The 25500-nt window shown below is 74.5% G+C and carries 20 protein-coding genes and 1 pseudogene; 7 read left to right on the forward strand and 14 right to left on the reverse strand.

Features of this window, described 5'->3' with window-relative positions:
- The first annotated feature begins 193 nt into the window (after positions 1–193).
- The 4 genes from O7613_RS29835 to O7613_RS29850 all read left to right on the forward strand — a co-directional run bounded on the left by O7613_RS29835 (position 194) and on the right by O7613_RS29850 (position 5396).
- The gene (locus O7613_RS29835; protein WP_282291182.1) at positions 194–3922 is read left to right on the forward strand and encodes a nitrate- and nitrite sensing domain-containing protein; all 3729 of its coding nucleotides are present in this window, start codon (positions 194–196) and stop codon (positions 3920–3922) included.
- Complete coding sequence (locus O7613_RS29840; RefSeq protein ID WP_281585020.1) at positions 3919–4323, forward strand: roadblock/LC7 domain-containing protein; 405 nt, start codon at positions 3919–3921, stop codon at positions 4321–4323. The genes O7613_RS29835 and O7613_RS29840 overlap by 4 nt, the downstream gene beginning before the upstream one ends.
- Positions 4324–4423: 100 nt before the next feature.
- Positions 4424–4801 carry a DUF742 domain-containing protein gene (locus O7613_RS29845; RefSeq protein ID WP_123242533.1) on the forward strand — a complete coding sequence of 126 codons (378 nt, stop codon included), beginning with the start codon at positions 4424–4426 and terminating at the stop codon, positions 4799–4801.
- 1 nt (position 4802) lies between these two features.
- A complete protein-coding gene (locus tag O7613_RS29850; RefSeq protein ID WP_281585019.1) occupies positions 4803–5396 on the forward strand; it encodes an ATP/GTP-binding protein in 594 nt (197 codons plus the stop codon).
- A 94-nt stretch (positions 5397–5490) separates the two neighbouring features.
- On the opposite strand, the gene O7613_RS29855 is transcribed toward O7613_RS29850, so the two are convergent.
- From O7613_RS29855 to O7613_RS29865, 3 genes are all read right to left on the reverse strand, one after another.
- Entirely contained in the window at positions 5491–6711 is a 1221-nt protein-coding gene (locus tag O7613_RS29855; RefSeq protein ID WP_281585018.1) for an ABC transporter substrate-binding protein, read from the reverse strand.
- 125 nt (positions 6712–6836) lie between these two features.
- A complete protein-coding gene (locus O7613_RS29860; RefSeq protein ID WP_282291183.1) occupies positions 6837–9299 on the reverse strand; it encodes a transposase in 2463 nt (820 codons plus the stop codon).
- A gap of 40 nt (positions 9300–9339) precedes the next feature.
- Positions 9340–10317, reverse strand: a complete 978-nt coding sequence (locus O7613_RS29865; protein ID WP_282291184.1) for a DNA primase — start codon at positions 10315–10317, stop codon at positions 9340–9342.
- Positions 10318–10433: 116 nt separating this feature from the next.
- Between O7613_RS29865 and O7613_RS29870 the strand changes: the two genes are divergently transcribed.
- A complete protein-coding gene (locus O7613_RS29870; protein WP_281585015.1) occupies positions 10434–10775 on the forward strand; it encodes a helix-turn-helix transcriptional regulator in 342 nt (113 codons plus the stop codon).
- A gap of 89 nt (positions 10776–10864) precedes the next feature.
- On the opposite strand, the gene O7613_RS29875 is transcribed toward O7613_RS29870, so the two are convergent.
- From O7613_RS29875 to deoC, 10 genes and pseudogenes are all read right to left on the reverse strand, one after another.
- On the reverse strand, positions 10865–11554 hold the full coding sequence (locus O7613_RS29875) for a permease prefix domain 1-containing protein (protein WP_281585014.1): 690 nt from the start codon (positions 11552–11554) through the stop codon (positions 10865–10867).
- A gap of 55 nt (positions 11555–11609) precedes the next feature.
- Positions 11610–13400: pseudogene (cydC, locus tag O7613_RS29880) on the reverse strand (thiol reductant ABC exporter subunit CydC); the annotation flags it as partial.
- 70 nt (positions 13401–13470) lie between these two features.
- On the reverse strand, positions 13471–15153 hold the full coding sequence (cydD, locus tag O7613_RS29885; RefSeq protein ID WP_281585013.1) for a thiol reductant ABC exporter subunit CydD: 1683 nt from the start codon (positions 15151–15153) through the stop codon (positions 13471–13473).
- Positions 15150–16199 (reverse strand): cytochrome d ubiquinol oxidase subunit II, encoded by a 1050-nt coding sequence (locus tag O7613_RS29890; protein WP_282291185.1) that lies wholly within the window; start codon positions 16197–16199, stop codon positions 15150–15152. Before O7613_RS29890 ends, cydD begins: the two co-directional genes overlap by 4 nt.
- Before the next feature lie 11 nt (positions 16200–16210).
- Complete coding sequence (locus O7613_RS29895; protein WP_282291186.1) at positions 16211–17458, reverse strand: cytochrome ubiquinol oxidase subunit I; 1248 nt, start codon at positions 17456–17458, stop codon at positions 16211–16213.
- A 156-nt stretch (positions 17459–17614) separates the two neighbouring features.
- Positions 17615–18520, reverse strand: a complete 906-nt coding sequence (locus O7613_RS29900) for a M56 family metallopeptidase (RefSeq protein WP_282291187.1) — start codon at positions 18518–18520, stop codon at positions 17615–17617.
- 10 nt (positions 18521–18530) lie between these two features.
- Positions 18531–19022 (reverse strand): BlaI/MecI/CopY family transcriptional regulator, encoded by a 492-nt coding sequence (locus O7613_RS29905; protein WP_282291188.1) that lies wholly within the window; start codon positions 19020–19022, stop codon positions 18531–18533.
- Between the two features lie 32 nt (positions 19023–19054).
- Positions 19055–19879 carry an aldehyde dehydrogenase family protein gene (locus tag O7613_RS29910; RefSeq protein WP_282291189.1) on the reverse strand — a complete coding sequence of 275 codons (825 nt, stop codon included), beginning with the start codon at positions 19877–19879 and terminating at the stop codon, positions 19055–19057.
- A complete protein-coding gene (locus tag O7613_RS29915) occupies positions 19872–21296 on the reverse strand; it encodes an aldehyde dehydrogenase family protein (protein WP_282291190.1) in 1425 nt (474 codons plus the stop codon). Before O7613_RS29915 ends, O7613_RS29910 begins: the two co-directional genes overlap by 8 nt.
- A 5-nt stretch (positions 21297–21301) precedes the next feature.
- Positions 21302–22261: a deoxyribose-phosphate aldolase gene (deoC, locus tag O7613_RS29920; protein ID WP_281585006.1), complete on the reverse strand. Its 960-nt coding sequence runs from the start codon at positions 22259–22261 to the stop codon at positions 21302–21304.
- 123 nt (positions 22262–22384) lie between these two features.
- On the opposite strand from deoC, the gene upp reads away from it, so the two are divergent.
- Positions 22385–23017 (forward strand): uracil phosphoribosyltransferase, encoded by a 633-nt coding sequence (upp, locus tag O7613_RS29925; RefSeq protein WP_281585005.1) that lies wholly within the window; start codon positions 22385–22387, stop codon positions 23015–23017.
- A 50-nt stretch (positions 23018–23067) separates the two neighbouring features.
- Positions 23068–23751: a GPP34 family phosphoprotein gene (locus O7613_RS29930; RefSeq protein ID WP_282291191.1), complete on the forward strand. Its 684-nt coding sequence runs from the start codon at positions 23068–23070 to the stop codon at positions 23749–23751.
- A gap of 84 nt (positions 23752–23835) precedes the next feature.
- Here O7613_RS29930 and O7613_RS29935 read toward each other — a convergent pair whose 3' ends face one another.
- Complete coding sequence (locus O7613_RS29935) at positions 23836–25500, reverse strand: phospho-sugar mutase (protein WP_282291192.1); 1665 nt, start codon at positions 25498–25500, stop codon at positions 23836–23838.

The raw sequence follows: 25500 nt of genomic DNA on the forward strand, positions 1-25500 counted from the left end.
TAACCTTCAGTGACTCCGGCCGGACAGATTGCTATCAAATTGCATCAACATCTCATCACACCTTCGGTGAGGGACAACCTGGGCTTTCTCTTTACCGGGCGGCGTGATGGAATCTCGGAGGTCCGACCCGCCGGGTCGGACGCTCGGCGTTGCCCGCAGGTGACGTCGGACGCGGTTTTGCGAGGGCGGTGACGTGAGCAAACGGCCAACGACGGCGGGCTCTTTCCTGTCGCGGCTGAGCCGGCCGGCGAGCCGGCTGCGCGACATGCCGATCTGGTCCAAGCTCGGTCTGATCATGATCGTGCCGACCATCGCCACGGTCGTGGTGGGCACAAGCGGTCTGGTCGACCACCTGGAGACGCTCAACAGCGCCAACCGTGCCGGTGACCTGGCCAGCCTGATCGGATACTCGGGCGACCTGGCCGACACGATGCAGGACGAGCGGGTCGGCTCGGTGCTCTTCCTCGGTGCGCGGGAGACCCAGACCCGGGCGCAGTACCAGGAGGCGTACAACCGGGCCAACCAGCGGGTGGACCAGGCGAAGGGCCCCTACTCGCGGCAGCGTGGCGAGATCAGTGACCTGCCACGCAACTTCGAGGTCCGGCTGAACGAGATCGACGACCAGCTCAAGGACCTGCCGGCCACCCGTAGCCAGGTGCTGAACGGCAAGCTCAAGATCGACGAGGCGGAGAAGGCGTACGAGCGCCTGATCAACGACCTGCTGTCGATCCGCGACTCGGCCACCCAGCTCGCCGGCGACAACGACCTCAGCGACCGGATGCGCGCCGCCGCCGCGGTGGCCCGGCAGAAGGAATACCTGGCCCAGCGCCGGGTGGTCGTGCACCAGGCGCTCACCCAGAACCAGTACAGTCCGGCGCTGCGCGAGCAGTTCATCGCCAGCGGCACCGCCCAGGCCCAGGCGCTCGCGACCTTCCGGTCCGTCGCCACCCCCGCCGACTCCGAGTTCTTCGACCAGACCGTCGAGGGTCCCGACCTGCGCAAGGCGGACAACCTCACCGGCTTCATGTCGGCGAACAACAGCGGCTCGATGGCGAACGCGCCGTTCGGGCCGGACCAGTGGGACCAGGCCATGGTCGGCAACGCCAAGCTGCTCCGCGCGGTCGAGTCACGGCTCGACAGCAACGTGGTCCAGCGGGCCGACGAGCTCCGCTCGGACACGCAGCGCCAGGTGTTCCTCGAGACCGGCCTGCTGCTCACCATGCTGCTGCTGGCCATCCTCTTCGCCTACCTGGTCGCCCGCTCGATGGCCCGCTCGCTGCGCGACCTGCGTCAGGGCGCCCTCTCGGTGGCCCAGTACGGCCTGCCGCAGGCGGTGGCCCGGCTGCGTGACCCGCAGGTGACCGGCCAGCTCTCCCCGGTGCAGCTGGCAAACCAGATCGCCGAGCCGCTGCCGGTACGCAGCAAGGACGAGTTCGGCCAGGTGACCGAGGCGTTCAACGCGGTCCACCTGGAGGCGGTCCGGACCGCGGCCGAGCAGGCCGCCCTGCGCGCCTCCGTCGCGACCATGTTCGTCAACCTGGCCCGCCGCTCGCAGATCCTGGTCGACCGGCTGATCGGCCACCTCGACCGGCTGGAGCGCGGCGAGGAGGACCCGGACCGCCTGGCCGAGCTGTTCCAGCTCGACCACCTGGCCACCCGGATGCGCCGCAACGACGAGAACCTGCTGGTCCTCGCCGGCGCGGACTCCACCCGCGTGCAGCGTGAGCCGGCCGCCCTGATCGACGTGCTCCGAGCCGCCCAGTCCGAGGTCGAGCACTACACCCGGATCGAGTTCGGCGTGATCGACCGGGACATCGAGGTCGCCGCGCACGCGGTCAACGACCTGGTGCACCTGGTCGCCGAGCTGTTCGACAACGCCACCGCCTTCTCCCCGCCGGACTCGCACGTCATGGTCGAGGCCCGCCGGGTCGGCGACCGTGCCTCGCTCTACGTCGAGGACCGCGGCATCGGCATCAGCGCCGACCAGCTGCACGACCTGAACGAGCGCCTGGCCACGCCGCCGCAGGTGGACGTGGCGGTCTCCCGGATGATGGGCCTCGTCGTGGTCGCCCGGCTGGCGGCCCGGCACGCCGTCAAGGTCGAGCTGCGGCCGGCCGCCGACCGGGGCACCGTCGCCGACGTCACGCTGCCCACCACGGTCCTGGTGCCGCGCGCCCTGGCCGGTCGCGGGATGCCTGGGCCGGCCCTCCCGGCCGCCGGCCCGCAGCAGGGCGGCCCGGCGCCGGCCTTCGGCGCCGGCCCGGCACCTGCCTTCGGCGCACTGGCCGCGCTCGGCAACGGCCCGCACACCCCGCCGCCGTCGCACCCCGGCGCCTCCGGCAACCAGGTCACGCTCGGCGGCCGGTCCTTCGACCCGGGCCACCGCAACGGCGCCGGCACCCCGGCCAACGCCGGTGCCGGTCGTGCCATGCCGGCGTGGTCCGACCTGACCGGGGCGAACCCGAGCGGCGGTGACGGCTACCCGCCGCGGTCGGCGAACGGCCAGTCGATCGACCCGCTGCCCCAGCGGCGTCACCCGGGCGAGGGCGACCCGGCGACCGGCGGCCAGCAGCCGACCATCCCACGGCAGCTGCCCAGCAGCCCCGAGGCCCGGCCGTACAATCCGCCGCCGGTGTCCGCGCCGCCGGTCCCGCCGGTGTCCGCGCCGCCGCTGCCGCCGGTGTCCGGCACCCCGTTCCCGGGGTTCTCGGGCCGTCCGGTCTCGGCCGCGCCGGTCTCCGGTCACCCGGTCTCGGGTGACCCGTACTCGGGCCGCCCGGTCTCCGGTGACCCGTACTCGGGCCGCCCGGGGGCGGACGACCCGTACTCGGGCCGCCCGGTCTCGGCCGCGCCGGTCTCGGGCAACCCACTTCCGACCCGGCCGGTGTCGGCCGCGCCGACCTCCGGCCAGCCCACCGGTGGTTTCCCGGTGTCCGCGCCGCCGGCTGGCCAACTGCCGTCGCGCCCGGCTCCCGCGCCGCACGTGGGCGCCCCGCCGGTCTGGCCGCCGGTCGCCCCGGCCGAGCCGGCCCCGGCTCCGGCGACGCCGGAGCGGCAGTCCGCCAGCCTGGACATGACCACCGAGCTGCCCCGGGTCCCGCGCGCCGAGACCCAGCCGGCGGCTCCGGAGGCGGCGGCTCCGCAGCCGACCGCCGCGGCCCAACCGGCCGCCGCGCCGTCGACGCCGGCCCCCGCGGCGCGACCCGCCGCACCGCAGCCGGCCGGCAACCGCCAGCGGTACGCGGACGAGACGATGGAGCTGCCGATCTTCCGGGAGCTCGAGTCCGCCTGGTTCCGCACCCGCCGACCGGGGCCGAACGACGAGGCGCCGGCGACGGCACCGGCGCAGGCCGCGCCGGCGAACGGCGCCCCCACCCAGCAGTTCGCCAAGGTGGACACCGCCGGCCGGCCCGTACCGCAGACATCCGCGACGACAGGTAACACACCGATGGCGCAGACTCCGACAGCCGGCGGAGCGCCGCGGGACAACCGGGCGGCGAACGGCAACGGCCGTCCCGCGTACGCCGGAGGGTTGCCCACCCGGCAGCCGACGTCGCCGCAGCAGCCCGCACCGCAGCAGTCCTCGCCATGGCAGACCGCGGCCGACGACGGCTGGCGGGCCGCCTCGGCGGCCACCGAGGTCCCGGTCGCGGAGACCACCCAGAAGGGCCTGCCGAAGCGAACGCCGATGGCACAGCTCGTGCCGGGCAGCATCGACAAGCCGGCGCCGACCGTGCAGCGGCGGACGCCGGAGGCCGTACGGGGTCTGCTCTCGGCCTACCATCGAGGTGTCCAGCGGGGCCGCAACCACCCCACCGACAGCAACACGACCGGCCCGGAGGGCACTCCGGGCGGGCAGCAGTCCTCGCAGTCTGGCTCAGGCCCGGTGGCCGGGAGCGGGCAGAAGGAGCAACAAGGATGACTACTACGCAGGATCTCGGATGGCTGCTCGCCAACTTCGCCGACCGGGTGCCCGGGGTGGCGCACGCGGTCGCGGTCTCGGCCGACGGCCTGCTTCTGGCCTCGTCCCGTGACCTTCCGCGGGACCGCGCCGACCAGCTCGCGGCCATCTCCTCGGGTCTGGTCAGCCTGACCCAGGGCGCGGCGCGGTGCTTCGAAGGCGGGGCGGTGCTGCAGACAGTCGTCGAGATGGACAACGGCTTCCTGTTCCTGATGTCCATCTCCGACGGCTCGTCGTTCGCGGTGCTCGCGGCGCGGAGCTGCGACGTGGGTCAGGTCGGGTATGAGATGGCCCTGCTCGTCGACCGGGTGGGCGATGCCCTGACGCCACAGCCGCGCGCGGCTGTGGGGATGATGGGCTGAATGACGCGCTGGCCGGTGGGTCAGGAGCGGAAACAACGAGGACAGCGACGGATGTCACCGGGGCGAGCCGGTGCCGGGTACGAGGGAGGTGAACGGCCACATGGCGGATCGTGACGAACCAACCGGAGCGTTGGTGCGGCCGTACGCCGTGACCCGTGGTCGTACCCGTCCCCGGCTCGAAATCGCCCTGGAGGCGCTCGTCGAGACGACGGTGCGCGGCCGAGCAGTGGCCACCGGCAACGGGGGTCAAGGTCGCGAACACCAGTACATCGCCGCGTTGTGTGACGGACGTGTGCAGTCGCTCGCCGAAATCGCGGCGCGGATGCAGCTTCCGCTCGGCGTGGCCCGGGTGCTCATCGCCGACATGGCGACGGATGGCCTGGTCGCGGTGCACGAGCCGACCATTCTGGACGACTCCGACGACGCGGTGGGCACTGAATTGCTGGAGAGGGTGCTGAGTGGACTTCGCAGGCTCTGACATGTCGCACCGGGCGCCGGTGCCGAGCGGGCGCGTGACGTCAGCGAAGATTGTTATCGCCGGCGGGTTCGGCGTCGGCAAGACGACGCTGGTCGGCTCGGTCTCCGAGATCACGCCGCTGACCACGGAGGCGATCATGACCTCCGCGGGTGTGGGCGTCGATGACACCCGGCAGGTGCCGGGCAAGACGACGACCACGGTGGCCATGGACTTCGGTCGTATCTCGATCGACCGTGACCTGATCCTGTACCTCTTCGGTACGCCGGGTCAGACGCGGTTCTGGTTCATGTGGGACGAGTTGGTCCGGGGAGCCATCGGCGCGGTGGTGATGGTCGACACCCGCCGGCTCGCCGACTGCTTCGCCGCCATCGACTTCTTCGAGCACCGGCGGCTGCCCTACCTGATCGCCATCAACTGCTTCGACGGCATGCAGTACCACGACCCGCAGGACGTCCGGGACGCGCTGGCGATCTCCCGTGACGTGCCGGTGGTGCCCTGCGACGCCCGTAACCGGGAGTCGACGAAGCACGTGCTGATCTCGCTTGTCGAGTACGTGCTCACCATGCGGCGCTCGCGGGCCGTCGCACCCGCCTGACCGACGCGCGGAAGCGCCCGATGGCCGTGGGGCCACCGGGCGCTTCCTGCTGTTCGTCACCGCGTTCACCCGCGGAGCGTCCCGGGTACGACGGTCAGGCGTACCGGGTCCAGCTGCCCTGGGACACCCGGTAGACGCCGAGCGAGTCGGCCTCCATGCCCCCGTGGTGGCCGGCGGTGAACGCGTACCCGCCGGCGATGCCCTCGACCATCTGCGTCTGCAGGAAGGCCCGTAACCGGCCACGGTCGAGGCTCGTCGCCCCGCGCGCCGACGCGGCGAGGAGGTGGAGGGCGTCCGCGGCGTACGGGGCGAAGCCGACCGAGGTGCCGTGGCGCTGGGTGTAGCGGTAGTCGAAGTCCCGCCGGGCCACCTGCGCGCCGCTGGTGGCGGTCAGCGCGGAACCGCCCAGGCAGGCCGGGTGCACGGCGTACGCCCCCTCGACCGCCTTCGCGTTGGCGCGGCTGAGTGTGTCGTCCACGACCGCGCCGGGGTCGAAGAAGAGCGGGCCGCGGTGCCCGGCCCGCCGCAGTTCCCGGGCCGCCGCACCGGAGTCGGGCGCGGTGCTCCAGACGATGACGCCGTCCGGGTCCCCGGCGGTCGCCCGCCCGGCGGCGGCACGGAAGCTCCGCCCGGTTTCCGGGAGGCGTAGCGTGCGCACCAGGTCCATGGTGCTGGCGCCGAGGGCCTCCCGTACCGCCCGTACGCCCGAGTCGCCGTGCGGGCCGTCCCCGGCCAGCAGGACCACCCGCCGGATCCGCTGTGATTCGAGCAGGTCCACCATCCGACGGGCCACGTCGGCGCCGTCGGGGGTGAGCTTGAAGCTGAACGTGCGGTCCGCCAGGGGCAGCACGATGTGGTCGGCGTGGCCGAGCGCCAGGAACGGCGTCTTGAGCTGCTGGGCGGCCGACGCGAGGGCGGTGGCGGTCTCCCCGAGGACGCCACCGACCAGGGCGTGTGACCCGGTCCGGGTCAGGTCGGCGGCGTGTCGGGCGGCCACTTGCGGGTCGCTGCCGTTGTCGCGGATCTCCAGCCGGATCGACCGGAGCAGGTTCCCGACCGGGATCCCGGAGCGGTTCAGTGACTCCGCCGTGATCTCCAGGGCCCGCCGCTGGACCAGACCGAGCGCCGCGCCGCGACCGCTCAGCTCAAGGCTGGCGCCGACGACCATGTCCTGGTCGCCGGGTGCGCCGCTGGCCGCGCCCTCGTCCGGCCGCTGACCCTGCGGGCCGCATCCGGCGAGCAGCAGGCTGCCGGCTGCGGCCGTGAGGACGCCCCGGCGGGTGAGCACGGTGGAGTCGAATGCCGGTGTCGCCAATGGAGTCGCCTTCCCACCACGGCGAACACGCGCCGCCGCTGGTCCGCCGGGTATGCTCCCGGCCGACAAGCGGCGGCGTCAAATTGTCCGGGTGTGGGCAGGAACACCCTGCGGGGCGGCTCGGGTCAGGACCGGTAGCCCGCAGAGCGGTATTCGAATTCCCGCTCGTCGTCGCGGTCGCCGGTGTCCCGGCTGAAGTCCCAACCGCCGGCCGCCTCCCGGCCCGGCCGACCGCCGACGGCGAAACCGCCGATCTCCTGCCCGCGCCGCCAACCCCGGAAGTAGCCGGTGGTGTTCTCGGCGAGACTGGCCGCGTTGCGGACGATCCGTAGAGGGCGCTCCTCGCGCAGTGGCGAGCCCGGCACCAGGTTGGCCTGCGGCACCCGCTTGGGCAGGCCGGCCTTGGTCTCCGAGCCGACCGCCGGGCGGGCTGCCTGCTCGGCGGCCTGCCAGCCGGTGTCCGCGGTGGACGTCCACTCCAGGTCGGCCTCGTCGCCGTGCCCGACGAACCAGGCGGACCTGGCCTGCGCGAAAATCAGCAGGTCGCCGTCGCCCTCGTCGGAAACCGGCGGGGGCCGGTGCTCCTTCGGCGCGGGACGCCGCTCCAGCGGCGGGGGCAGCTCGGCGCGGGCGACAGTCCGGCCGGCGTCGCCGCGGTCGACCAGCCGCAGTGGCGGGGTGTCCAGGCCCGGCTCGGTCGGCCGGTCCAGCTCGCTGCGCAGTGCCCGGTCGGCAAGCGGCGGCGGTTCGACGAGCCGCAGCATCGGCGGCTCCTGCGGCAGGTCGTCGGCGAGCCACGGCGGGGTGACCCGCCCCGGGTCGCTCGGCGCGTCCACGCCCCGCCCGTAGGGGTAGGCGGGCGCCTCCCGCTCCCGGTCGGCCTGGTCCTCGCCGTTGTTGACGAGGGGCCAGTTGGCGCGGGATCCCGGCGGGGCCTCCGGCGCCGGGGGACGCGAACTCGGCACCGGGATGCTCAGGTCGGTGGCGCTGAACCCGCCCGTCGGCGGCTCCGGCGTGGTCTTCGGGCGCGGCGGGATGACCGTGCGCTGCCGCTCGGCCCGGGCCTTGTTGATCGCCGCGGTGGTGAGGGTCGGGCGGAACGGCTCGCCGGCCTCGGCCGGCGGCACGACGCCGCGCTGGGACGGCGGGATCGGCGTGATCCCGGGCGGCGGCGGGGGCGGCGCGGAGACCGGACGGTTGGTCGGCCCGTCCACCCGCGACGGCAGCGGCACGCCGGTCGGCTCGGGGCGGCTCGGGGATGCGGCGGTCGGCCGGCCCAGCGCCGCCGCCGGGGCGACGGGGGTGACCGGGTTCGGGGCGACCGGCGGTGGTGCGACCGGTGCGGGCGCGACCGGCGGCGGGCCGAGCGGACGGGGGGAGGCCGAGGCGGCCGGGCCGGAGACCGGCTCGGGGCGGCTGCGCCGGCCACCGGGGACCGGCTCGGGGCGGCTGCGCCGGCCGCCCGGATCGGTGGCGTCGGGGTGTGGTTGGGGGCGGCGGCGGCCCGGATCGGTGGCGTCGAGGTCCGGCTCGGGGCGGCTGCGCCGGCCGGTCGGCTCGGCGGCCGGCGCGGGCTCGGGCGCGCGCACCGGGCGCAGCCCGGCGGGTGCCGCGGGGGTCAGCTCGTCGACCTGCTCACCACGGCGGGCGGCGGCCCGGCGGCCGGCGGCCGGCACCGGGGTGGCGCGTTCGGCAAGCGCACCCACGAGCGCGTCGCAGCCGGCGTCGCAGGCCCGGACGGAGGCGACGGCCTGCCGAACGGTCTCGGCGACGGCGGCGGTGAGCACCCGGTTGACGGTGGCCCGTCGGGGCGTCTCGGAGACGGCGACCCGCAGCGCGGTCACCGCCTCGGTCACGGTGTCGGCGTCGGCCAGGCCCTCGGCGGCGAGCTGCGCGGCCACCGCGTCGATGGTCGCGCCGAGGTCACGGCCGCGGCCGATGGCGCCGGTCAGCATGCTCGGCTCGGGCAGCGCGTCGAGCACGGCCAGGGCGACCGGCTCGGCGGGGTCGAGGTACGCGCGCAGCGCGGCCGGGTAGAGCTCGCGGAGCACCTCGCGCAGCGTCACCGCCGCCGAATGCCGCCCGCTGGCGAGTGCCGCGTGCGCGGACAGGACCTGCTTGTAGCCGGCGAGGTCGCGGGGCGCCGGGAGGGTCACCGCGGACAACGCTCCGGCCTGCAACGCACGGGCCAGCCCGACCGCCCGACGCTCGGCGGGCGAGGACTGCATCTCCTCAAGCGAGTCGTCGTCGGCGAAACGCTCGGCGAAGTCGTCGACCGAGTCGTCGTCCGCGATCGCCAGCGGTCGGCCGGCGGCGCTGAGCAGTGAGGTGACGGTGTGGTCGTCGCTGTCCGCGGCGATGGCCGCGCCGCTCGGCCCACCGGAGCGCTCCACCAGCAGCGCGACCAGCCGGGCGTAGCCGGCGGGCTCGTCCCCGATCTCACAGACATGCAGCAGACGGCCTGCGTCGTCGACCACAGCGGACGTCAGCGTCGTTTCGGCCGAAGCCGTTCGGTCGGCCGGATCTGCCGAGGCCAGACCGCAGTACACGCGCACGAGCGCCACAGCGTCGTCCTCCTCCCGGGACACAGGTCTTGTTCTGCCAGAGACTGATGCTCCCCGCTCCGGGTCAGTCGCGCCAGTCCACGACGGCAGAGATCTTGCCGACAATGGTGCGCCAACCCAAACTTGCGGTTTGTGCCCCGATTTTCTTCAGCCGCCGCCGGCCCAGGAAACCACCGACTCCGCCGTTGACGGAAGCGCGCAGCGCCTCGTCCAGATCGTCCAGGCTGGAGCCGGCGGAGAGCATGTCGAGTACGGCCGGTAGCCGCAGGGCGTACGCCAGGTCACGGGCGATCTCGCCGGCTTCGATCAGGAGCGCGGGATCCCATGCGTCGTGCCCGCCGCGCAGGTTCTCCACGACCAGATCGAGCTCGTAGGTGTCCTCGTCCAGCGGGGCGACGTCGGCCGGTTCCAGCCGTTCGGACAGTTCATTCCAGCTGTCCAGTTGGGACAGGTCGGTGGGCGCACCGGAACGGATGAAAGTCACAAGTGACTCGGGGGTCTTGAACAGCAGCAGCCGGCCCTTGTGGGTGAGGAAGACCGGCACCTCCTCGTCGCCCGCGGCGTCCTCGTCCTCGTCCGCCTCGTCCTTCTCGTCGTCGGACTCCTCGGACTCCTCGGCCGCGTCGGCGTCGGCCTTCCCGCGGCGGCGTTCCCCGTCCGTCTTCCCGTCCTCGTCGTCCTCCTCGGCGGAGAGGGCGGCGAACTCCTCGTCGAGGATCACCACCTCCTCGTCGTCCTCGGTCTCGACGACCTGGCGGCGGGCCAGGAAGGGGTCGTCCTGGTCGCGCTCGGCGACGTCGGTCGGGGTCAGCTCGCGCGCCGACCGGTAGGCCCGCAGCGTGAAGCCGGTGCCGGCGGGGAGGGCGATCTCCACCGGGTCGATCCGCACCTCGTCCCAGAGGGCACGATCCGCGGCCGGGCGGTCGGCCTCGACCTCGTCTGCTGCGGTCGACGCGGTGTCGTCGAGCTCGGGCTCGTCGGCGTCGGGCCGTTGGGGCGACTGGCGGGCCACGCTGACCTCCGTGTGCGTTCGGGTGCCCACCCGGCGGCGTCGCGCCGCCGAGTGACTCTGCGCACATACCCTAGTGGTCGACCGGTCGCGCACGGGAACCCCACCCCGGTGGCGTCCCGAAGCCCGGACAAGTAGGCTTTCTACACATGAAGGCGCAGGCGCTGCACGGACATCTCGACGCGCTGCTGCTGGCGGTGCTCGAGCAGGGCGCGCAGCACGGCTACGCGATCATCGAGGCGCTGCGGGCGCGCAGTGGCGGCACGCTCGATCTGCCGACCGGCACCATCTATCCGGCGCTGCGCCGGCTGGAGCGGGCCGGCCTGGTCGCAAGCACATGGAGCACGGTCAACGGCCGGGAACGCCGCACCTACCAGCTCACCGACGCGGGCCGCCGGGCACTCGCCGGGGAACGGGCCGGCTGGCGGGAGTTCAGCGCCACCGTCGGCCGCTTCCTCGGCGCGGACGAACCACCTGTCGCGCCGGCCTGACCCACCCGACCCGCGGGCCCGACCCTCGGGCCTGCGTACCTGGCCCCTCGGTCCCGCATACCCGGCCCCTCGGGCCTGCGGGCCGCGAGCTAACCGGCCACCCGTGGCCGGCGTGCGCTGAGCAGCCACCAGCGAGCCGACCGGGCCAGCGAGAACCAGGCCGCCGACGCCACCACCGCCCCGATGATCATCGGGGGCCAGGTCAACGCGGCGTCCCACAAGCGGACCGACCAGCCGAACAGGGCACCACCGGCGAGCGCGCCGACCAGCAGCCCACCTGTCAACCCGAAGCCGACCGCCCGGGCCGACCGGACGAGCCAGGGCGAATCCCGCCGGGCGGCGAGCGCGCCGAGCACCAGCCCGGCCAGCGCCAGCCCGGCGACCACCCCCCAGATACCGTGCATCGACGTGGAGAGCAGCAGGTAGGCCGCCGGCGGTCGCGGGCCGGCGCTCCAGCTCGACCCGTGCCAGGTCAGGTCACCGGCGGCCATCAGCACCACCGCCACCGCGAGCGTGCGCAGCGCCAGCCCGCGCAGCGCGCCGGCGGCCAGCTCGGCCTGGAAGCCCGGCGCGAGCTGGGCGACGCTGCCGAACTCGGCCACCGCCCGCCGCTCGGCCTCCGCCCGCGGCAGACCACCCTCCCGGTACGCCTCGGCGGCGTCCTCGAGCGCGTGCCGCGCCTCGGTCAGCAGATCGGCCTTGAGCCGGGCCGGCCCGTGCAGACGCCCGGACAACTCCCGCAGCCGGTCCTCGACCCGTACCCCCTGATCCACCCGCATGGGACCAGCCTGCCACCGTGGGCGAGCGCCCGCGTCGGGGAAATCCCCGGAGGACTCAGGGAGTCAGCGCGAGATAGCCGCGCTCGGCGGTCTCCTGGCGCAGCCACTGCTCCCGGTACCAGCCGGAGCGCGCCACCAACTCGTCATGCCGGCCGCGCTGCGTCACCCGGCCGTCCTCCAGCACCACGATCTCGTCCAGCCCGGCCAGGCCGCTGAGCCGGTGGCTGATCAGCAGCACCGAGTGCCCGGCCGGGACGGCGGCCAGGGCGGAGGTGAGCACCACGTCGGCCGCCGTCGGGTCGAGCCCCTCGGTCGGCTCGTCAAGCACCAGCACCGGCGGGGCGGCCAGCAACGCCCGGGCCAGCGCCAGCCGCTGCCGCTGCCCGCCGGACAGCTGCCCGCCCTGCTCGCCGACCACTGTCTCCCAACCGTCCGGCTGGTCGAGTACCCAGTCCAGCAGCCCGGCCGCCCGGGTGGCGGCGGCCAGGTCCGCCGCACCGGCGTCCGGGCGGCCGAGCAGCAGGTTCTCCCGCACGGTGGCGTGGAAGACGTACGCCTCGGCGAACAGGCCGCCGACCGTCCGGGGTAGACGGTCGGCCGGGTGGTCGGCCACCGGCACGCCGCCGACGGTGACCCGGCCGGTGTCCGGGTGGACCGCGCCGGTGAGCGCCGCGGCAAGCGTGCTCTTGCCCGCGCCGCTCGGTCCCACCACGGCCACCCGGCGGCCGGCCGGCAGGTCGAGGTCGAACCCGGCCAGGGCGGGCGCGGCACCGGCCCGGTAGCGGACGGTCATCTGCTCGAACCGCACGTCATGACCGCCCGGCGCCGGCGGCGCGGTGGCGTCCACGGGCGGTGCGGTGTCCTCCGGGGGCGCGGGGTCCACGGGCGGTGCGGCGTCCGCAAGCGGCGCGGTGTCCGGCGGTGGCGCGGTGGGCTCGGTGAGCAGGTCGGCCACCCGGGCCAGCCCGGCCCGGAGCTGGGTGCGCTGCCGGGCCGCCGCGACCAGGGCGAGGGCCACCTCGACGGCGGCCAGCGCGCCCACCGCGAGGACGCCCACGAGCACCCCGCCCACCCCGGCGCGCAGCGCCACGGCCACCACCGCGGCGGCGGTGAGGCCGCCCACGAGCACCCCGGCCGCGTCCACCGCGAAGCCGGTCGCGGCGAGCCGGCGCTCCAGCCGGGCCAGCCGTTCGGCCCGTCGCCGGGCGGCGGCGAGCGCGGCGCCGGTCGCGCCGAAGGCGGCCAGGTCGGCGGCGCCGTGGGTGAGGTCGACCGCGTCCACGGCGAGCGCGCCGCGCAGCGGGGCCACCTCGTCGGCGGCCCGGCGGGTGAGCCGGGTGGCAAGCGCCGGCAGCGCCACCCCGGCGACCAGCAGGCCGATCGCGAGCACGCCGGCGGCCGGTGGCGAGATCAGCGCGGCGCCGGCGACGGCGAGCAGGCTGACCAGGGCCGCCGCGGCCCCCGGCACGAGCACCCGAAGCAGCAGGTCCTGAGCCGCCTCCACGTCGGAGACCAACCGGCTCAGCGCGTCCCCGGTGCGCCGGTCGGCGGCGTCGCGCCGGGCGGCGAGCGTGGCGAAGACCCGGGCCCGGACGTCGGTGATCATGCGGAGCACGGCGTCGTGCCCGGCGAGCCGCTCGGTGTAGCGGAACGCGCCCCGGCCGACCGCGAGCGCCCGTACCGCGACGATCGCCACGGTGAGCCGGTCCAGCGGTGGCCGGCCGGCGGCGCTCATCAGCAGCCAGGTGGCGGTGGCCATCAGCGCCAGCCCGGCGAGCTCGGTCGCCGCGGCGAGCAGGCCGGCGCCCAGCAGCCGGCCCAGGTACGGCCGGGCCAGGCGCAGCACGGCACGCTCGGCCGTCATCGGGTCACCGCCGCACCGAGGGCCGTCAGGCGCAGCACGGCCCGCTCGGCCGTCATCGGGTCACCGCCGTGCCGGTGGCCGTCGGGTGCAGCTCGGTGACCCGGCCGTCGGAGACCCGCAGGATCCGGTCGGCGTCGGCGAGCAGCGCGGGCCGGTGCGCGACGAGCAGCGCGGTCCGGCCGGCGACCAGCCGCCGGGTGGCGTCCAGGACCACCGCCTCGCTGGCGCTGTCCAGGCGGGCGGTCGGCTCGTCCAGGAGCACCACCGGGGCGTCGCGGAGGAACGCCCGGGCCAGCGCGATCCGTTGCCGCTGCCCGCTGGACAGGCCGTGACCGCGCTCGCCGAGCCGGGTGTCGAGTCCGTCGGGCAGCGCGGCGACCACCTCGTCGAGCGCCGCGTCGGAGACGGCGGCGGCAAGCGTGTCGTCGGCCGTGTCCGGGGCGCCGAGGCGGATGTTGTCGGCAAGCGACCCGGCGAACAGATGCGCCCGCTGCGGCACCCAGGCCAGCTCGCGACGCCAGGCGTCGAGGTCCACCCCGGCCAGGTCGACGCCGTCCACGGTGATCCGGCCGGCGGTCGGGGCGACGAAGCCGAGAAGCAGGTTGAGCAGCGTGCTCTTGCCCGCGCCGCTCGGCCCGATGATCGCCACCCGGTCGCCGGGCCGGATGGTGAGCGTGACGTCGCGCAGCGCGGTCGTCCGGTCGTACGCGACGGTCACGCCCTCGAAGCGGATCTCGCCGCGGCCGTCCGGAGCCGGACGGTGGTCGCCGGCGGGCCCGGTGGCGGGGTCGGTCGCGGACAGGGTGAGCGCCTCGTCCAGCGCGGTGAGCCCCTCCATGCTGGCGTGGAACCGGCTGCCCGCGGCTCGCAGCGGCAGGTAAGCCTCCGGGGTGAGCAGCAGCACCAGCAGCGCGGTGGAGAGCGTGATCCCGCCGCCGAGCAGGCGGAGCCCGACCGGCACCGCCACCAGCGCCACGGAGAGTGTGGCGACCAGCTCCAGGACCAGCGCGGACAGGAACGCGATCCGCAGCGTCCGCATGGTGGCCGCGCGGTGCCCGTCGGCCATCCGGCGCACCACGTCGACCTGCGCCCGGGCCCGGCCGAACGCGCGCAGCGTGGGCAACCCGGCGACCATGTCGAGGAAGTGCCCGCCGAGCAGCGACAGCCGCCGCCACTGCCGTTCCGTGGCGGCCTGCGCCTGCCAGCCGAGCAGCGCCCCGAAGATCGGGATGAGCGGGATGGTGAGCGCGATGATCAGCGCCGAGCTCCAGTCGGCGAACACGATCCGGGCCAGCACCGCCGCCGGCACGGTCACGCTCAGCACGAGCTGCGGCAGGTAGCCGGTGAAGTAGGCGTCGAGCGCGTCCAGCCCGCGACCGGCGAGCGTGGCGAGCTGCCCGGCCCGCTGGCCGGCGACCCAGGTCGGACCGTGCCGGCCGACCGCGTGCAGCAGATCCGCCCGCAGCGCCGCCTTGACCGTCGCGGCGGCCCGCGCCGCCACCGTGCCCTGCGCCCAGGCGACAAGCGCCCGGGCCGCGACCGCCGCCAGGAGACCGGCGAGCGCCGGCCGGTGCAGCCGCCCGTCGAGCGCGGTGGCGAGCAGCGTGGCCAGTGCGGTGGCCTGGGCGACCACGAGCAGTGCGGTCGCGCCCCCGAGCAGCGCGAGCACGGCGAGGTCGCGCCGGGCCGCGGGGACCCGGCGCAGCAGACGTGGGTCGAACGGACGGCGGTTCACCAGTACACCGGCGCCCTGCCGTCGATCCGTCCCCGGAACACCCACCAGCACATCGCCTGAAAGCCTAGTAGGGCCGGCACGAGCGGCAGCACGAGCCAACCCAGCAGCGCCAGCGTCGGGCGGCTCGCCGCCGCTTCGGCGACGGTGAGCGAGGTCGCCGGGTCGGTGGTGGAGACCAGGACCCGGGGCCAGAGCGCGGCGCCGACGAGCGGGGCGGGCAGCGCCAGCGCCGCCGCGGTGGCCACGAAGGCCACCCCGGCCCGACCCCGGCGCAGCGCCGCGCGGGCCACCAGCAACGCCGCCACCAGCGCCAACGGCAGGAGTACGGCGATCGCCGGCCGCGCCACGGCAGCGCGTACCCGGTCGGAGAGCAGGCCGAGGACGGTGGCCGCGGCGACCGCGGTGAGCGCGGCGGGCACCAGGCCGCGGGCCAGGCGGGCGTACGCGGTCGTGTCGCCGGCCGGCAGCCGGAGCGTGAGGAACGTCGCACCGTGCACCGCGACGAGCGCGAGCAGCGTCAGCCCGGCGGCGGCGACGAACGGGGTGACCACGTGGCCGACGCCGGCCACGTGCCCGTCGGCGGCGCGCGGCACCCCCTGGAGCAGGCCGCCCAGCAGCGCGCCCCAACCCAGCGCGGCAAGCACGCCGCCGGCCACGACGAGCCGGTCCCAGCCGGCCCGGGCCGCCTCGCCGCCCGCCCGGCCGCGCAGTTGCACGCCGGCGGTCACCAGCACCACCCCGGTCAGCGCGCCGAGCACCACCGGGTAGAAGCCGGAGAGCAGCTCGCCCTCCAGGGTGGGGAAGGCGCCGAACAGGATGCCGACCGAGGCCACCAGCCACACCTCGTTGCCGAGGAAGAACGGGCCGACGGCGGTGAGCGCGGCGCGCCGGCCCGTCGTCCCGCCCACGGTGGTGGCGCCGGGGGTGGTGGCCCCGGCGGTGGTGGCGTGCCGGGCCAGCAGCAGGGCGACGCCGTAGTCGTAGCCGCCGAGCACCAGGTAGGCGGCGAAGAAGAGGCCGAGCAGGGCGTACCAGGCGAGTTCCACGGCGGGCTCCCTCAGGCGAACACGGGCTGGCGGTCGGGGTCGGTGTCGGGCGCGGGCGGGCGGCCCAGGGCGGGGTCGAGCGCACCCCGGGCGGCGTGCCGGGCCAGCAGCACCCAGTTGGTGACCGCGAGCGCGCCGAGCAGCAGGCCGAATCCGATCAGCGAGGTGAGCATCAGCCCGGGCGACACCGGCGACACGGCCTGCGAGGTGGGCAGCAGCCCGTACGCCGCCCAGGGCTGGCGGCCCACCTCCCGGGCGATCCAGCCGAGCAGCACCGCCGCGAACGGCAGCGGCAGCCCGACCAGGACCAGCCGGAGCGGGAACCTCAGCCGGATGATCCAGTCGCGCCACAGCAGTGGCAGCAGGAGCCAGACGCAGCCCAGGGCGAAGCCGATCAGGATCATGAAGCCGAGGCCGACGCTGGACAGCGCGGGCGGGGTCCAGTCGCCGGGGCCGAACCGCGCGGTCCAGTCGGCGACCGTCGCGTCCCGGTCCGGGCCGCCGCCGAACTTGGTCGGCTGGAGCTGGCCGACCGGGCCGAACTGGGCGAAGCCGAAACCCTGCAACGCGCTGACCGCGACCGCCGCGGTGACCAGGCCGAGCCGCAGCGAGGTGCGGAAGAGCAGAAAATCGGGGGTACGCCGGAGCAGGTGCCAGGCGCTGACCGCGGCCATCAGCAGGCCGCCGGTGACCAGGCTCGCCGACAGCACGTGGCCGAACGCGAAGCCGAACGTGGGGTTGGTGACGAGTGCGCCGAAGTCGGTCAGGTGGGCGACGCCGTCGCGTACCTCGTAGCCGACCGGGTGCTGGAGCCAGGCGTTCGCCACCATGATCCAGAACGCCGAGGCGTACGCGGTGAGCGCGACGCCCCAGAGCAGCGCCAGGTGCACGCCGCGCCGGAGCCGGTGCCACCCGAAGATCCACATCCCGAGGAACGTGGACTCCAGGAAGAACGCGACGAGCGTCTCGATGGCCAGCGGCGCGCCGAACACGTTGCCCACGTAGCGCGACAGGCCGCTCCAGTTCAGCCCGAACTGGAACTCCATGACGATCCCGCTGGCGATCCCGAGCACATAGTTGATCACGTAGAGCTGGCCCCAGAACCGGGTCAGCCGCTCGTACACCGGTTTGGCGGTGAGGTAGCCGGCGGTCTGGAGCCCGACCAGCAGGGTGACCAACCCGAGCGTGACCACCACGAAGAGGAAGTGGATCGAGGTGGTGGTGGCGAACTGAAGTCGGGCGAGGAGCAGGGGGTCCATGGCCGTCCTCCCACAGGTTGGCTCCCTTGTCGTAGCCACCCTACACGTAGGCTATCTACCCATACAGACCGAAGGCGGGGCCCCCGCTTAACGCCTGCGGTAGAGGAACGGGCCCCGCTTGAACGCCCGAGGACGCGCGCGAGGGCGGCGCCAGAATCAGCTGAGGAACAGGGAGATCGGCAGCGCGACCAGGGTGGCGGCAACGGCCAACGCGGCGGCGCCGAGCACCCGGGGCGGACGGTCCGCGACAAGCAGGCGCTGCACCCGTACGTCCAGGTCACGGTCGCCGATGCCGAGCGTGCCGGCCGGCGTGACCCGGTGCCCGGCGGCGGCGAACCGGCGCAGCGCGCCGGCAAGCGGCTCCTCCGCGTGCAACTCCCGGGCCTTGTCGTCCGCGCGCATCTCGACAAGCAGCGCCACCCGCGCGTGCGCGTCGCGCACCCAGCGGAACCAGGGCATCGCCCGACACAACGCGGTGAACGGCAGCAGCACCAGGTCGTGCCGCTCCTGCGCGTGCGCCCGCTCGTGGGCCAGCACCGCCGCCAACTCCGCCGGGTCGAGCAGGTCGACAGTGCCGGCGCTGACCACCACCCGGGGCCGCACCCCGGGCAGGCAGTAGGCCGCCGCACTCGGATGGTCGAGCACCAGCGCGCCGGGCACCGTCGGGTCGCGCCGCGCCACCAGGCTGAGCAGCTCCCGATGCCGGCGCTGGGCGCGTACCGCGCCGTGCACCGCGCGCACGGTCGTGGTGAGCAGCACCGCGCCGATACCGAAGCCGACCCCGACCAGGCCGAGGTGCGCCGCGCCCACGCCGGCCGGCAGCGTGCCGTGGGTCAGGTCGTCGGCGAGCGCCAGCAGCGCGCTCCCGGTCGGCCGGTCGTAGGCGGTGAGCCCGACCGCCATCGGCAGCCCCATGGCGGAGAGCCCGAGCGCCAACCCGACCGCCTGCCAGCAGACGATCGCCACCCGAGGCGCCCGCCACGTCCAGCGCGCGGCGGCGAGGACCTGCGCGGTCAGCCAGCAGGCCAGGACGGTCGCGGCGAAGTGCACGGCGTACGCCACGGCGGTCGCCCTACCGGTCCGTCGCCTCGTCGAGCGCCGGCCCGGCGGCCCGCGCATCCTCGACCCGTCCGGTCAGCCCGGCCTCGGCGCCGGCCGGCCCTGCGGCGCGGGATCGGGCGCCGGTGTGCGGGCCTGCCTCGGCCGCCTCGGCGGCGAGCGCGGCGCGGAGCACGTCCGCCTCCGTGCCGGTCACCGAGCGGGCGAAGCGGACGAGCGCGGCGTCCCGGCTGCCACCCAGGTCGAGGGCGTCGAGCATGAGCTGGGCGATGTGCGCCTCCCGGGTGGCGGCGGGCCGGTAACGCCAGGCCCGCCCCTCCCGCTCGCGCTGCACCATGCCCTTGCCGGCGAGCCGGTCGAGCACGGTCATCACGGTCGTGTACGCCAGCTCACGCCCGTCCAGGGCGTCGGCGACCTCGCGCACGGTCACGCCGTCCGGCGTGGCGGACGCCGAATCCCACAGCACGTCCATCACCGCACGCTCAAGGTCCCCCAGCCGAGTCACCCCCCAATCCTACCCCCCGTAGTAGAGAGGGGTCAGACGCCCTTGGGGTGCCAGACGGTCTTCGTCTCCAGGAGCGTGGTCATCCGGGTGACGCCCGGGTCGGCGTACCAGTCGTGGTCGGCCGGAGCCGGCCGGAGCACCCGCTTGAGGTTCTCCGCGGCCTTGACCTCCAGCTCCGCCGCCAGCTCGGCGTCGGCGACACCGGTCAGGTCGATCGCGTTCACATCCATGTGCGCGGCGAGCGTCGGCACCGTCTCGGACAGCCGCCCGGTGAGGATGTTGACCACGCCGCCGGGCAGATCGGAGGTGGCCAGCACCTCGGCCAGGGTCACCGCCGCCAGCGGGGCCGCCGGGGAGGCGGCCACCACCACGGTGTTGCCGGTGACGATCGCCGGGGCGACCACGCTCACCAGGCCGAGCAGCGCCGGCGCCTCCGGGGCCACCACCGCCACCACGCCTGTCGGCTCCGGCGCGGACAGGTTGAAGTACGGGCCGGCCACCGGGTTCGCCCCGCCGTAGACCTGCGGCAGCTTGTCGGACCATCCGGCGTACCAGACCCAGCGGTCGATCGCGGCGTCGACCTCGTCGGCGGGTACGCCGAGCGCCACGAACTGCTCGCGCCGGCCCTCAAGCATCTCGGCCACCCGGTAGAGGATCTGACCCCGGTTGTACGCGGTCGCCCCGGCCCAGCCCTTCACCGCGGCCCGGGCGGCGACCACCGCGTCCCGCGCGTCCTTGCGGGAGGCCAACGACACGTTCGCGGATTGCACCAGATACGACCGTCCCGACTCGCTGCGCGGGAACTTCCCGCCGATGAAGAGCTTGTACGTCTTGCGTACCGCGACCCGCTCAGACATTGAGGTACGCCTCCAGCCCGTGCCGGCCGCCCTCGCGACCGTAGCCCGACTCCTTGTAGCCGCCGAACGGCGACGTCGGGTCGAACTTGTTGAACGTGTTGGCCCAGACCACGCCGGCGCGCAGCCGGTCGGCCACCCACAGGATCCGGGAACCCTTGTCGGTCCAGATCCCGGCCGACAGGCCGTACGGCGTGTTGTTGGCCTTCTCGACGGCCTCCGCCGGGGTGCGGAAGGTGAGCACGGACAGCACCGGGCCGAAGATCTCCTCGCGGGCGATCCGGTGCGCCTGGGTGACGCCGGTGAAGATGGTCGGCGCGAACCAGAAGCCGCGGTCGGGCAGCTCGCACGGCGGCGACCAGCGCTGCGCGCCTTCGGCGGCGCCGGCGTCGGACAGCTCGCGGATCCGGGCGAGCTGCTCGGCCGAGTTGATCGCGCCGATGTCGGTGTTCTTGTCCAGCGGATCACCGACCCGCAGCCGGGCCATCCGGGACCTGAGCGCTTCCAGCACCTGGTCCGCGACCGACTCCTGGACCAGCAGGCGGGAGCCGGCGCAGCAGACGTGGCCCTGGTTGAAGAAGATGCCGTTGACGATCCCCTCGACCGCCTGGTCGACCGGGGCGTCGTCGAAGACGATGTTGGCGGCCTTGCCGCCCAGCTCCAGGGTGAGCTTCTTGCGGGTGCCGGCGACGGCACGCGCGATGGCCTTGCCGACCTCGGTGGAGCCGGTGAACGCGACCTTGTTCACGCCCGGATGCTCGACGAGCGCCCGGCCGGTGTCGCCGGCGCCGGTGACGATGTTGACCACGCCGGCCGGCAGGTCGGCCTGCTGGCAGATCTCGGCGAAGAGCAGCGCGGTGAGCGGGGTGGTCTCGGCCGGCTTCAGCACCACGGTGTTGCCGGCTGCGAGCGCCGGGGCGATCTTCCAGGCCAGCATGAGCAGCGGGAAGTTCCACGGAATGACCTGCGCGGCGACGCCGAGCGGCTTCGGGTCCGCCCCGAACCCGGCGTGCTCCAGCTTGTCGGCCCAGCCGGCGTAGTAGAAGAAGTGCGCGGCCACCAGCGGCAGGTCGACGTCGCGGGACTCCCGGATCGGCTTGCCGTTGTCGAGCGACTCCAGCACCGCCAGCTCGCGCGAGCGCTCCTGAACGATCCGGGCGATCCGGAACAGGTACTTCGCCCGGTCCCGGCCCGGCATCGGACCCCAGACCTTCTCGTACGCCGTCCGGGCCGCCCGGACCGCGCGGTCGACCTCCGCCTCGCTGGCCCAGGTGACCTCGGCGAGCACCTCCTCGGTGGCCGGGTTGATCGACTTGTGGAGATCCTCGCCGTCGACGAACTCGCCGTCGATGAACAGGCCGTAGGACGGCCTGAGGTCGACGATTGCGCGCGACTCGGGTGCAGGGGCGTATTCGAACATCGCGTTCAGTCCAGGGTGAAGTAGTCGGGGCCGGCGTAGACGCCGGTCGTCAGCTTGGTGCGCTGCATCAGCAGGTCGTTGAGGAGGCTCGACGCGCCGAACCGGAACCAGTCCGGGTCGAGCCAGTCGGCGCCGACGGTCTCGTTGACCATGACCAGGTACTTGATCGCGTCCTTGGTGTTCTTGATGCCGCCGGCCGGCTTCACGCCGACCTGCCGCCCGGTGGCGGCGCGGAAGTCGCGTACCGCCTCCAGCATCACCAGCGTCACCGGCAGCGTGGCCGCGACCGGGACCTTGCCGGTGGAGGTCTTGACGAAGTCGCCGCCGGCCAGCATGGCCAGCCACGAGGCACGCCGTACGTTGTCGTAGGTGGCCAGCTCGCCGGTCTCCAGGATGACCTTGAGGTGGGCGTCCCCGCACGCCTCCTTGGTGGCCACGATCTCGTCGTACACCTCGGCGTAGCGCCCGGCCAGGAACGCGCCCCGGCTGATCACCATGTCGATCTCGTCCGCGCCGGCCTCGACGGCCGCCCGGACGTCGGCGAGCTTGATCTCCAGCGGGGCCTGCCCGGACGGGAACGACGTCGCCACGCTGGCCAGGTGCACGTCGCTGCCGCGCAGCACCTCGGCCACGTACGGGACCATCGCCGGGTAGACGCAGACCGCGCCGACGTGCGGGCAGCTCGGGTCGGCCGGGTCGGGGCGCAGGGCCTTGGCGGCGAGCGCCCGCACCTTGCCCGGGGTGTCGGCCCCTTCGAGGGTGGTCAGGTCGACCATCCGGATCGCCAGGTCGATCGCCTCGGCTTTGGCCGTGGTCTTGATGGAGCGGGTGCCGAGTTGGGCCGCCCGCTGCTCCGCGCCGACCTGGTCCACGCCCGGTAGGCCGTGCAGGAAGGTCCGCAGAGCGGTCTCGGATCGTCCCAGCTCGGAGAGGTCCGACCGGGCCGACGTCGCTGTCGCCGTCATGCCCCGAATAGTACGCACCCGCGAGTCGAGTGATCTTGGTCACGTCAGACCTGTGGTGAGCGGCGTCGCTGGCCGGGCCGCACCCACCGTGCGCCGGACCGGGGACCGGTAGGTTGAGCGATCGTGGACGTACACGTCATTGACCATCCGCTCGCCCAGACGCGGCTGACCGCCATGCGAGACGCCCGGACCGACTCCGCGTCGTTCCGGGCCGCACTGCGCGAACTCACCACCATGCTGGTGTACGAGGCCGCGCGTTCCTTCCCGGTCGAGAACTACTCGATCCAGACCCCGGTCACCGCCACCGAGGGCACCCGGCTGGCCAACCCGCCGCTGCTGGTGCCGGTGCTGCGGGCCGGGCTCGGCATGGCCGACGCCGCGCTCGGCCTGGTGCCCGAGTCGTCGATGGGCTTCGTGGGCCTGGCCCGCGACGAGGAGACGTACGAGCCGCGGGCGTACATGGAGTCGCTGCCCCGGGACCTGACCGGCCGGCCGGTGCTGGTGCTCGACCCGATGCTCGCCACCGGCGGCTCGCTGGAGCACTGCTGCCGGCTCCTCGCCGACCGCGGCTGCACCGACATCACCGTGCTCTGCGTGCTGGCCGCCCCGGTCGGCATCGCCCGGCTGGAGCGCAGCGGACTGCCGCTGCGACTGGTCACCGCGTCCATCGACGAGGGCCTGAACGACCGGATGTTCATCGTCCCCGGCCTGGGCGACGCCGGTGACCGCCAGTTCGGCGGCATGCCCCGCTTCTGACCACGGCAAGTCGGTGCGCGGGCTGCGGGAAGGCGCTAGCGTTCCGGGCCATGAATGGTGTTGCGCTCGCCGAGGAACTGCTGCTCCTCGCGTATGACGACGAAACCGGCAAGGCGGCCATGCCGCGGATCAGCCTGGACCTGGGGATGGCCGCCGCGGTACTGGTCGAGCTGGCCCTGGCCGGCCGCGTCGCGTACGCCGACGGAAACCTGACGGCGGTCGATCCGACGCCGACCGGCGAGCCGATCGCGGACGCGGTGCTCGCCAAGATCGCCGCGGACACCCCGCACACGCCGTCGTCGTGGGTGCAGCGGCTGCGGCACGGCCTGCGCGACCGGATCCTCGGCGACCTCTGCGAACGCGGCGTGGTCCGCGACGTGGACGAGACCGAGCTGGGCTTCATCCACGTGCACCGCTACCCGGTGACGGACGCCTCGGTCGAGGCGGACATCCGGCGGCGGCTGGCCGAGGCGCTCACGAGCGGGCAGCTCCCGGACGAGCGGACCGCCGCGCTCGCCACGCTTGTCGCGGTGCTGCGGATGGAGCCGGCGCTCGGGCTCACCGGGGCCGACGCGGACGACGCCGGCAAGCGCCTGGCGGAGATCGCGACGGGCGCCGGCTTCTCCGGCACGGTGAGCGTGGACGACAGCGTGGTACGCCCCTCGGTGAGCCTGGTCATCGCCGCCCTGGCCCAGGCGGTGGACGCCGCCCTCGGCAAGCGGCCCAGCATGTAAGGCGGGGGCCCCGCTTAACGCATTCGGTAGAGGCGGGGGCCCTTCTTAACACTCAGGTGTTAAGAAGGGCCCCCGCCTTACACCTCAGAGGGCGAGGGCGGTGGCGATCTCGGTGCGCAGCTCGGCGACGGCGACCCGGGCACGCTGCCGGGCCGCGGGGACGTCGCCGCCGGTCACCGGCTCCACCACCTCCAGATACGCCTTGAGTTTCGGCTCGGTGCCGGAGGGCCGGATGACCACCCGGGCGGCCTCGGTGCGCAGGGTCACCACGTCCGCGTCGGGGAGCCGATCGGACGCCTCGGTGACCGGGTGCCCGAGCAGTGCGGTCGGCGTGGCCGCCCGGATCCGCGCCATCGCCTCCGCGATCACCCGCAGATCGTCCACCCGCACCGAGAGCTGGTCGGTGTGGTGCACGCCGAACTCGGCGGCCAACTCGTCGAGGCGGTCGGTGAGCGTACGACCCTGGGCCTTGAGCCCGGCGGCCAGCTCGGCGACGGTGAGCGCGGCGGTGATGCCGTCCTTGTCCCGCACGTGCTCCGGCGCCACGCAGTAACCGAGCGCCTCCTCGTAGCCGTAGACGAGCGGCTCGTGACCACCGCCGGCCCGGACGATCCACTTGAACCCGGTGAGCGTCTCGTCGTAGGGCAGGCCTCGTGCCGTGGCCATGGCCCGCAGCAGCGAGGAGGAGACGATGGTGGTGGCGTAGAGGCCGGTCACTCCGCGTCGCATCAGGTGGTCGGCGAGCAGCGCGCCCACCTCGTCGCCGCGCAGCATCCGCCAGGACCCGCCGTCGCGTACCACCACCGCGCAGCGGTCCGCGTCCGGGTCGTTGGCGATCGCCAGGTCCGCGCCGGTGCGGTCGGCCAACGCGACGAGCAGGTCCACCGCGCCCGGCTCCTCCGGGTTGGGGAAGGCGACGGTCGGGAACGCCGGGTCCGCCTCGGCCTGCTCGGGCACCACGCCGGGCACTCCGAAGCCGGCCCGGGCGAACGCGGCGGTCAGCACCGCCGCGCCCACCCCGTGCAGCGGCGTGTACGCCACCCGCAGGTCGCGCGGCCCGGCCGGGTCGACCACCGCGGCGGCCCGGTCCACGTACGCGGCGACCACGTCGTCGCCGAGCACCTGGCCGGGTGGGCCGAGCGGCACCTGCGCCAGCGGGCCGACCGCACGGATGGCCGCCTCGATGCCGGCGTCGGCGGGTGGCACGATCTGTGCGCCCGCGCCCAGCTCGCCGCCGAGCCGCGCGCCCAGGTAGACCTTGTAGCCGTTGTCCTGGGGCGGGTTGTGGCTGGCGGTGACCATCACTCCGGCGACGGCGCCGAGTTGCCGCACCGCGAACGCCAGCACCGGTGTGGGCAGCGGGCGGGGCAGCAGCAGCGCGGGCCGGCCGGCGCCGGTGGCCACCTGCGCGGTGCGCTCGGCGAACGCCCGCGAGCCGCGCCGCGCGTCGTACCCGATCACCAGCGGGCCCTCGCCGCCCTGGGCGGCGAGCCAGCCGACCAGCCCGGCCGCGGCCTGGGTGACCACGGCGAGGTTCATCCCGTTGGGGCCGGCGCGCAGCGGGCCGCGCAGCCCGGCGGTGCCGAAGGTCAGCGGGCCGGCGAAGCGGTCGGCCAGCTCGGCGGCCGTGCCGGGCAGCCCGTCGAGGACGGCGCGCAGCTCGTCCCGGTCGGCCGGGTCGGGGTCGTCGGCGAGCCAGCGCTCGGCTCGCACGCGAAGGTCGTCAAGGTCAGTGGTGTCCGCCGCCAT

This window comes from Micromonospora sp. WMMD975, assembly GCF_029581215.1.
Taxonomy (GTDB): domain Bacteria; phylum Actinomycetota; class Actinomycetes; order Mycobacteriales; family Micromonosporaceae; genus Micromonospora.

Bases quoted from the DNA above. Each gene is read 5' to 3' on its own strand.
- O7613_RS29875 (WP_281585014.1), bottom strand. From the start codon at position 11,554: ATGCGGGTGGATCAGGGGGTACGGGTCGAGGACCGGCTGCGGGAGTTG.
- O7613_RS29850 (WP_281585019.1), top strand. From the start codon at position 4,803: ATGTCGCACCGGGCGCCGGTGCCGAGCGGGCGCGTGACGTCAGCGAAG.
- O7613_RS29845 (WP_123242533.1), top strand. From the start codon at position 4,424: ATGGCGGATCGTGACGAACCAACCGGAGCGTTGGTGCGGCCGTACGCC.
- O7613_RS29870 (WP_281585015.1), top strand. From the start codon at position 10,434: ATGAAGGCGCAGGCGCTGCACGGACATCTCGACGCGCTGCTGCTGGCG.
- O7613_RS29895 (WP_282291186.1), bottom strand. From the start codon at position 17,458: ATGGACCCCCTGCTCCTCGCCCGACTTCAGTTCGCCACCACCACCTCG.
- O7613_RS29840 (WP_281585020.1), top strand. From the start codon at position 3,919: ATGACTACTACGCAGGATCTCGGATGGCTGCTCGCCAACTTCGCCGAC.
- O7613_RS29915 (WP_282291190.1), bottom strand. From the start codon at position 21,296: ATGTTCGAATACGCCCCTGCACCCGAGTCGCGCGCAATCGTCGACCTC.
- O7613_RS29935 (WP_282291192.1), bottom strand. From the start codon at position 25,500: ATGGCGGCGGACACCACTGACCTTGACGACCTTCGCGTGCGAGCCGAG.
- deoC (WP_281585006.1), bottom strand. From the start codon at position 22,261: ATGACGGCGACAGCGACGTCGGCCCGGTCGGACCTCTCCGAGCTGGGA.
- O7613_RS29910 (WP_282291189.1), bottom strand. From the start codon at position 19,879: ATGTCTGAGCGGGTCGCGGTACGCAAGACGTACAAGCTCTTCATCGGC.
- O7613_RS29930 (WP_282291191.1), top strand. From the start codon at position 23,068: ATGAATGGTGTTGCGCTCGCCGAGGAACTGCTGCTCCTCGCGTATGAC.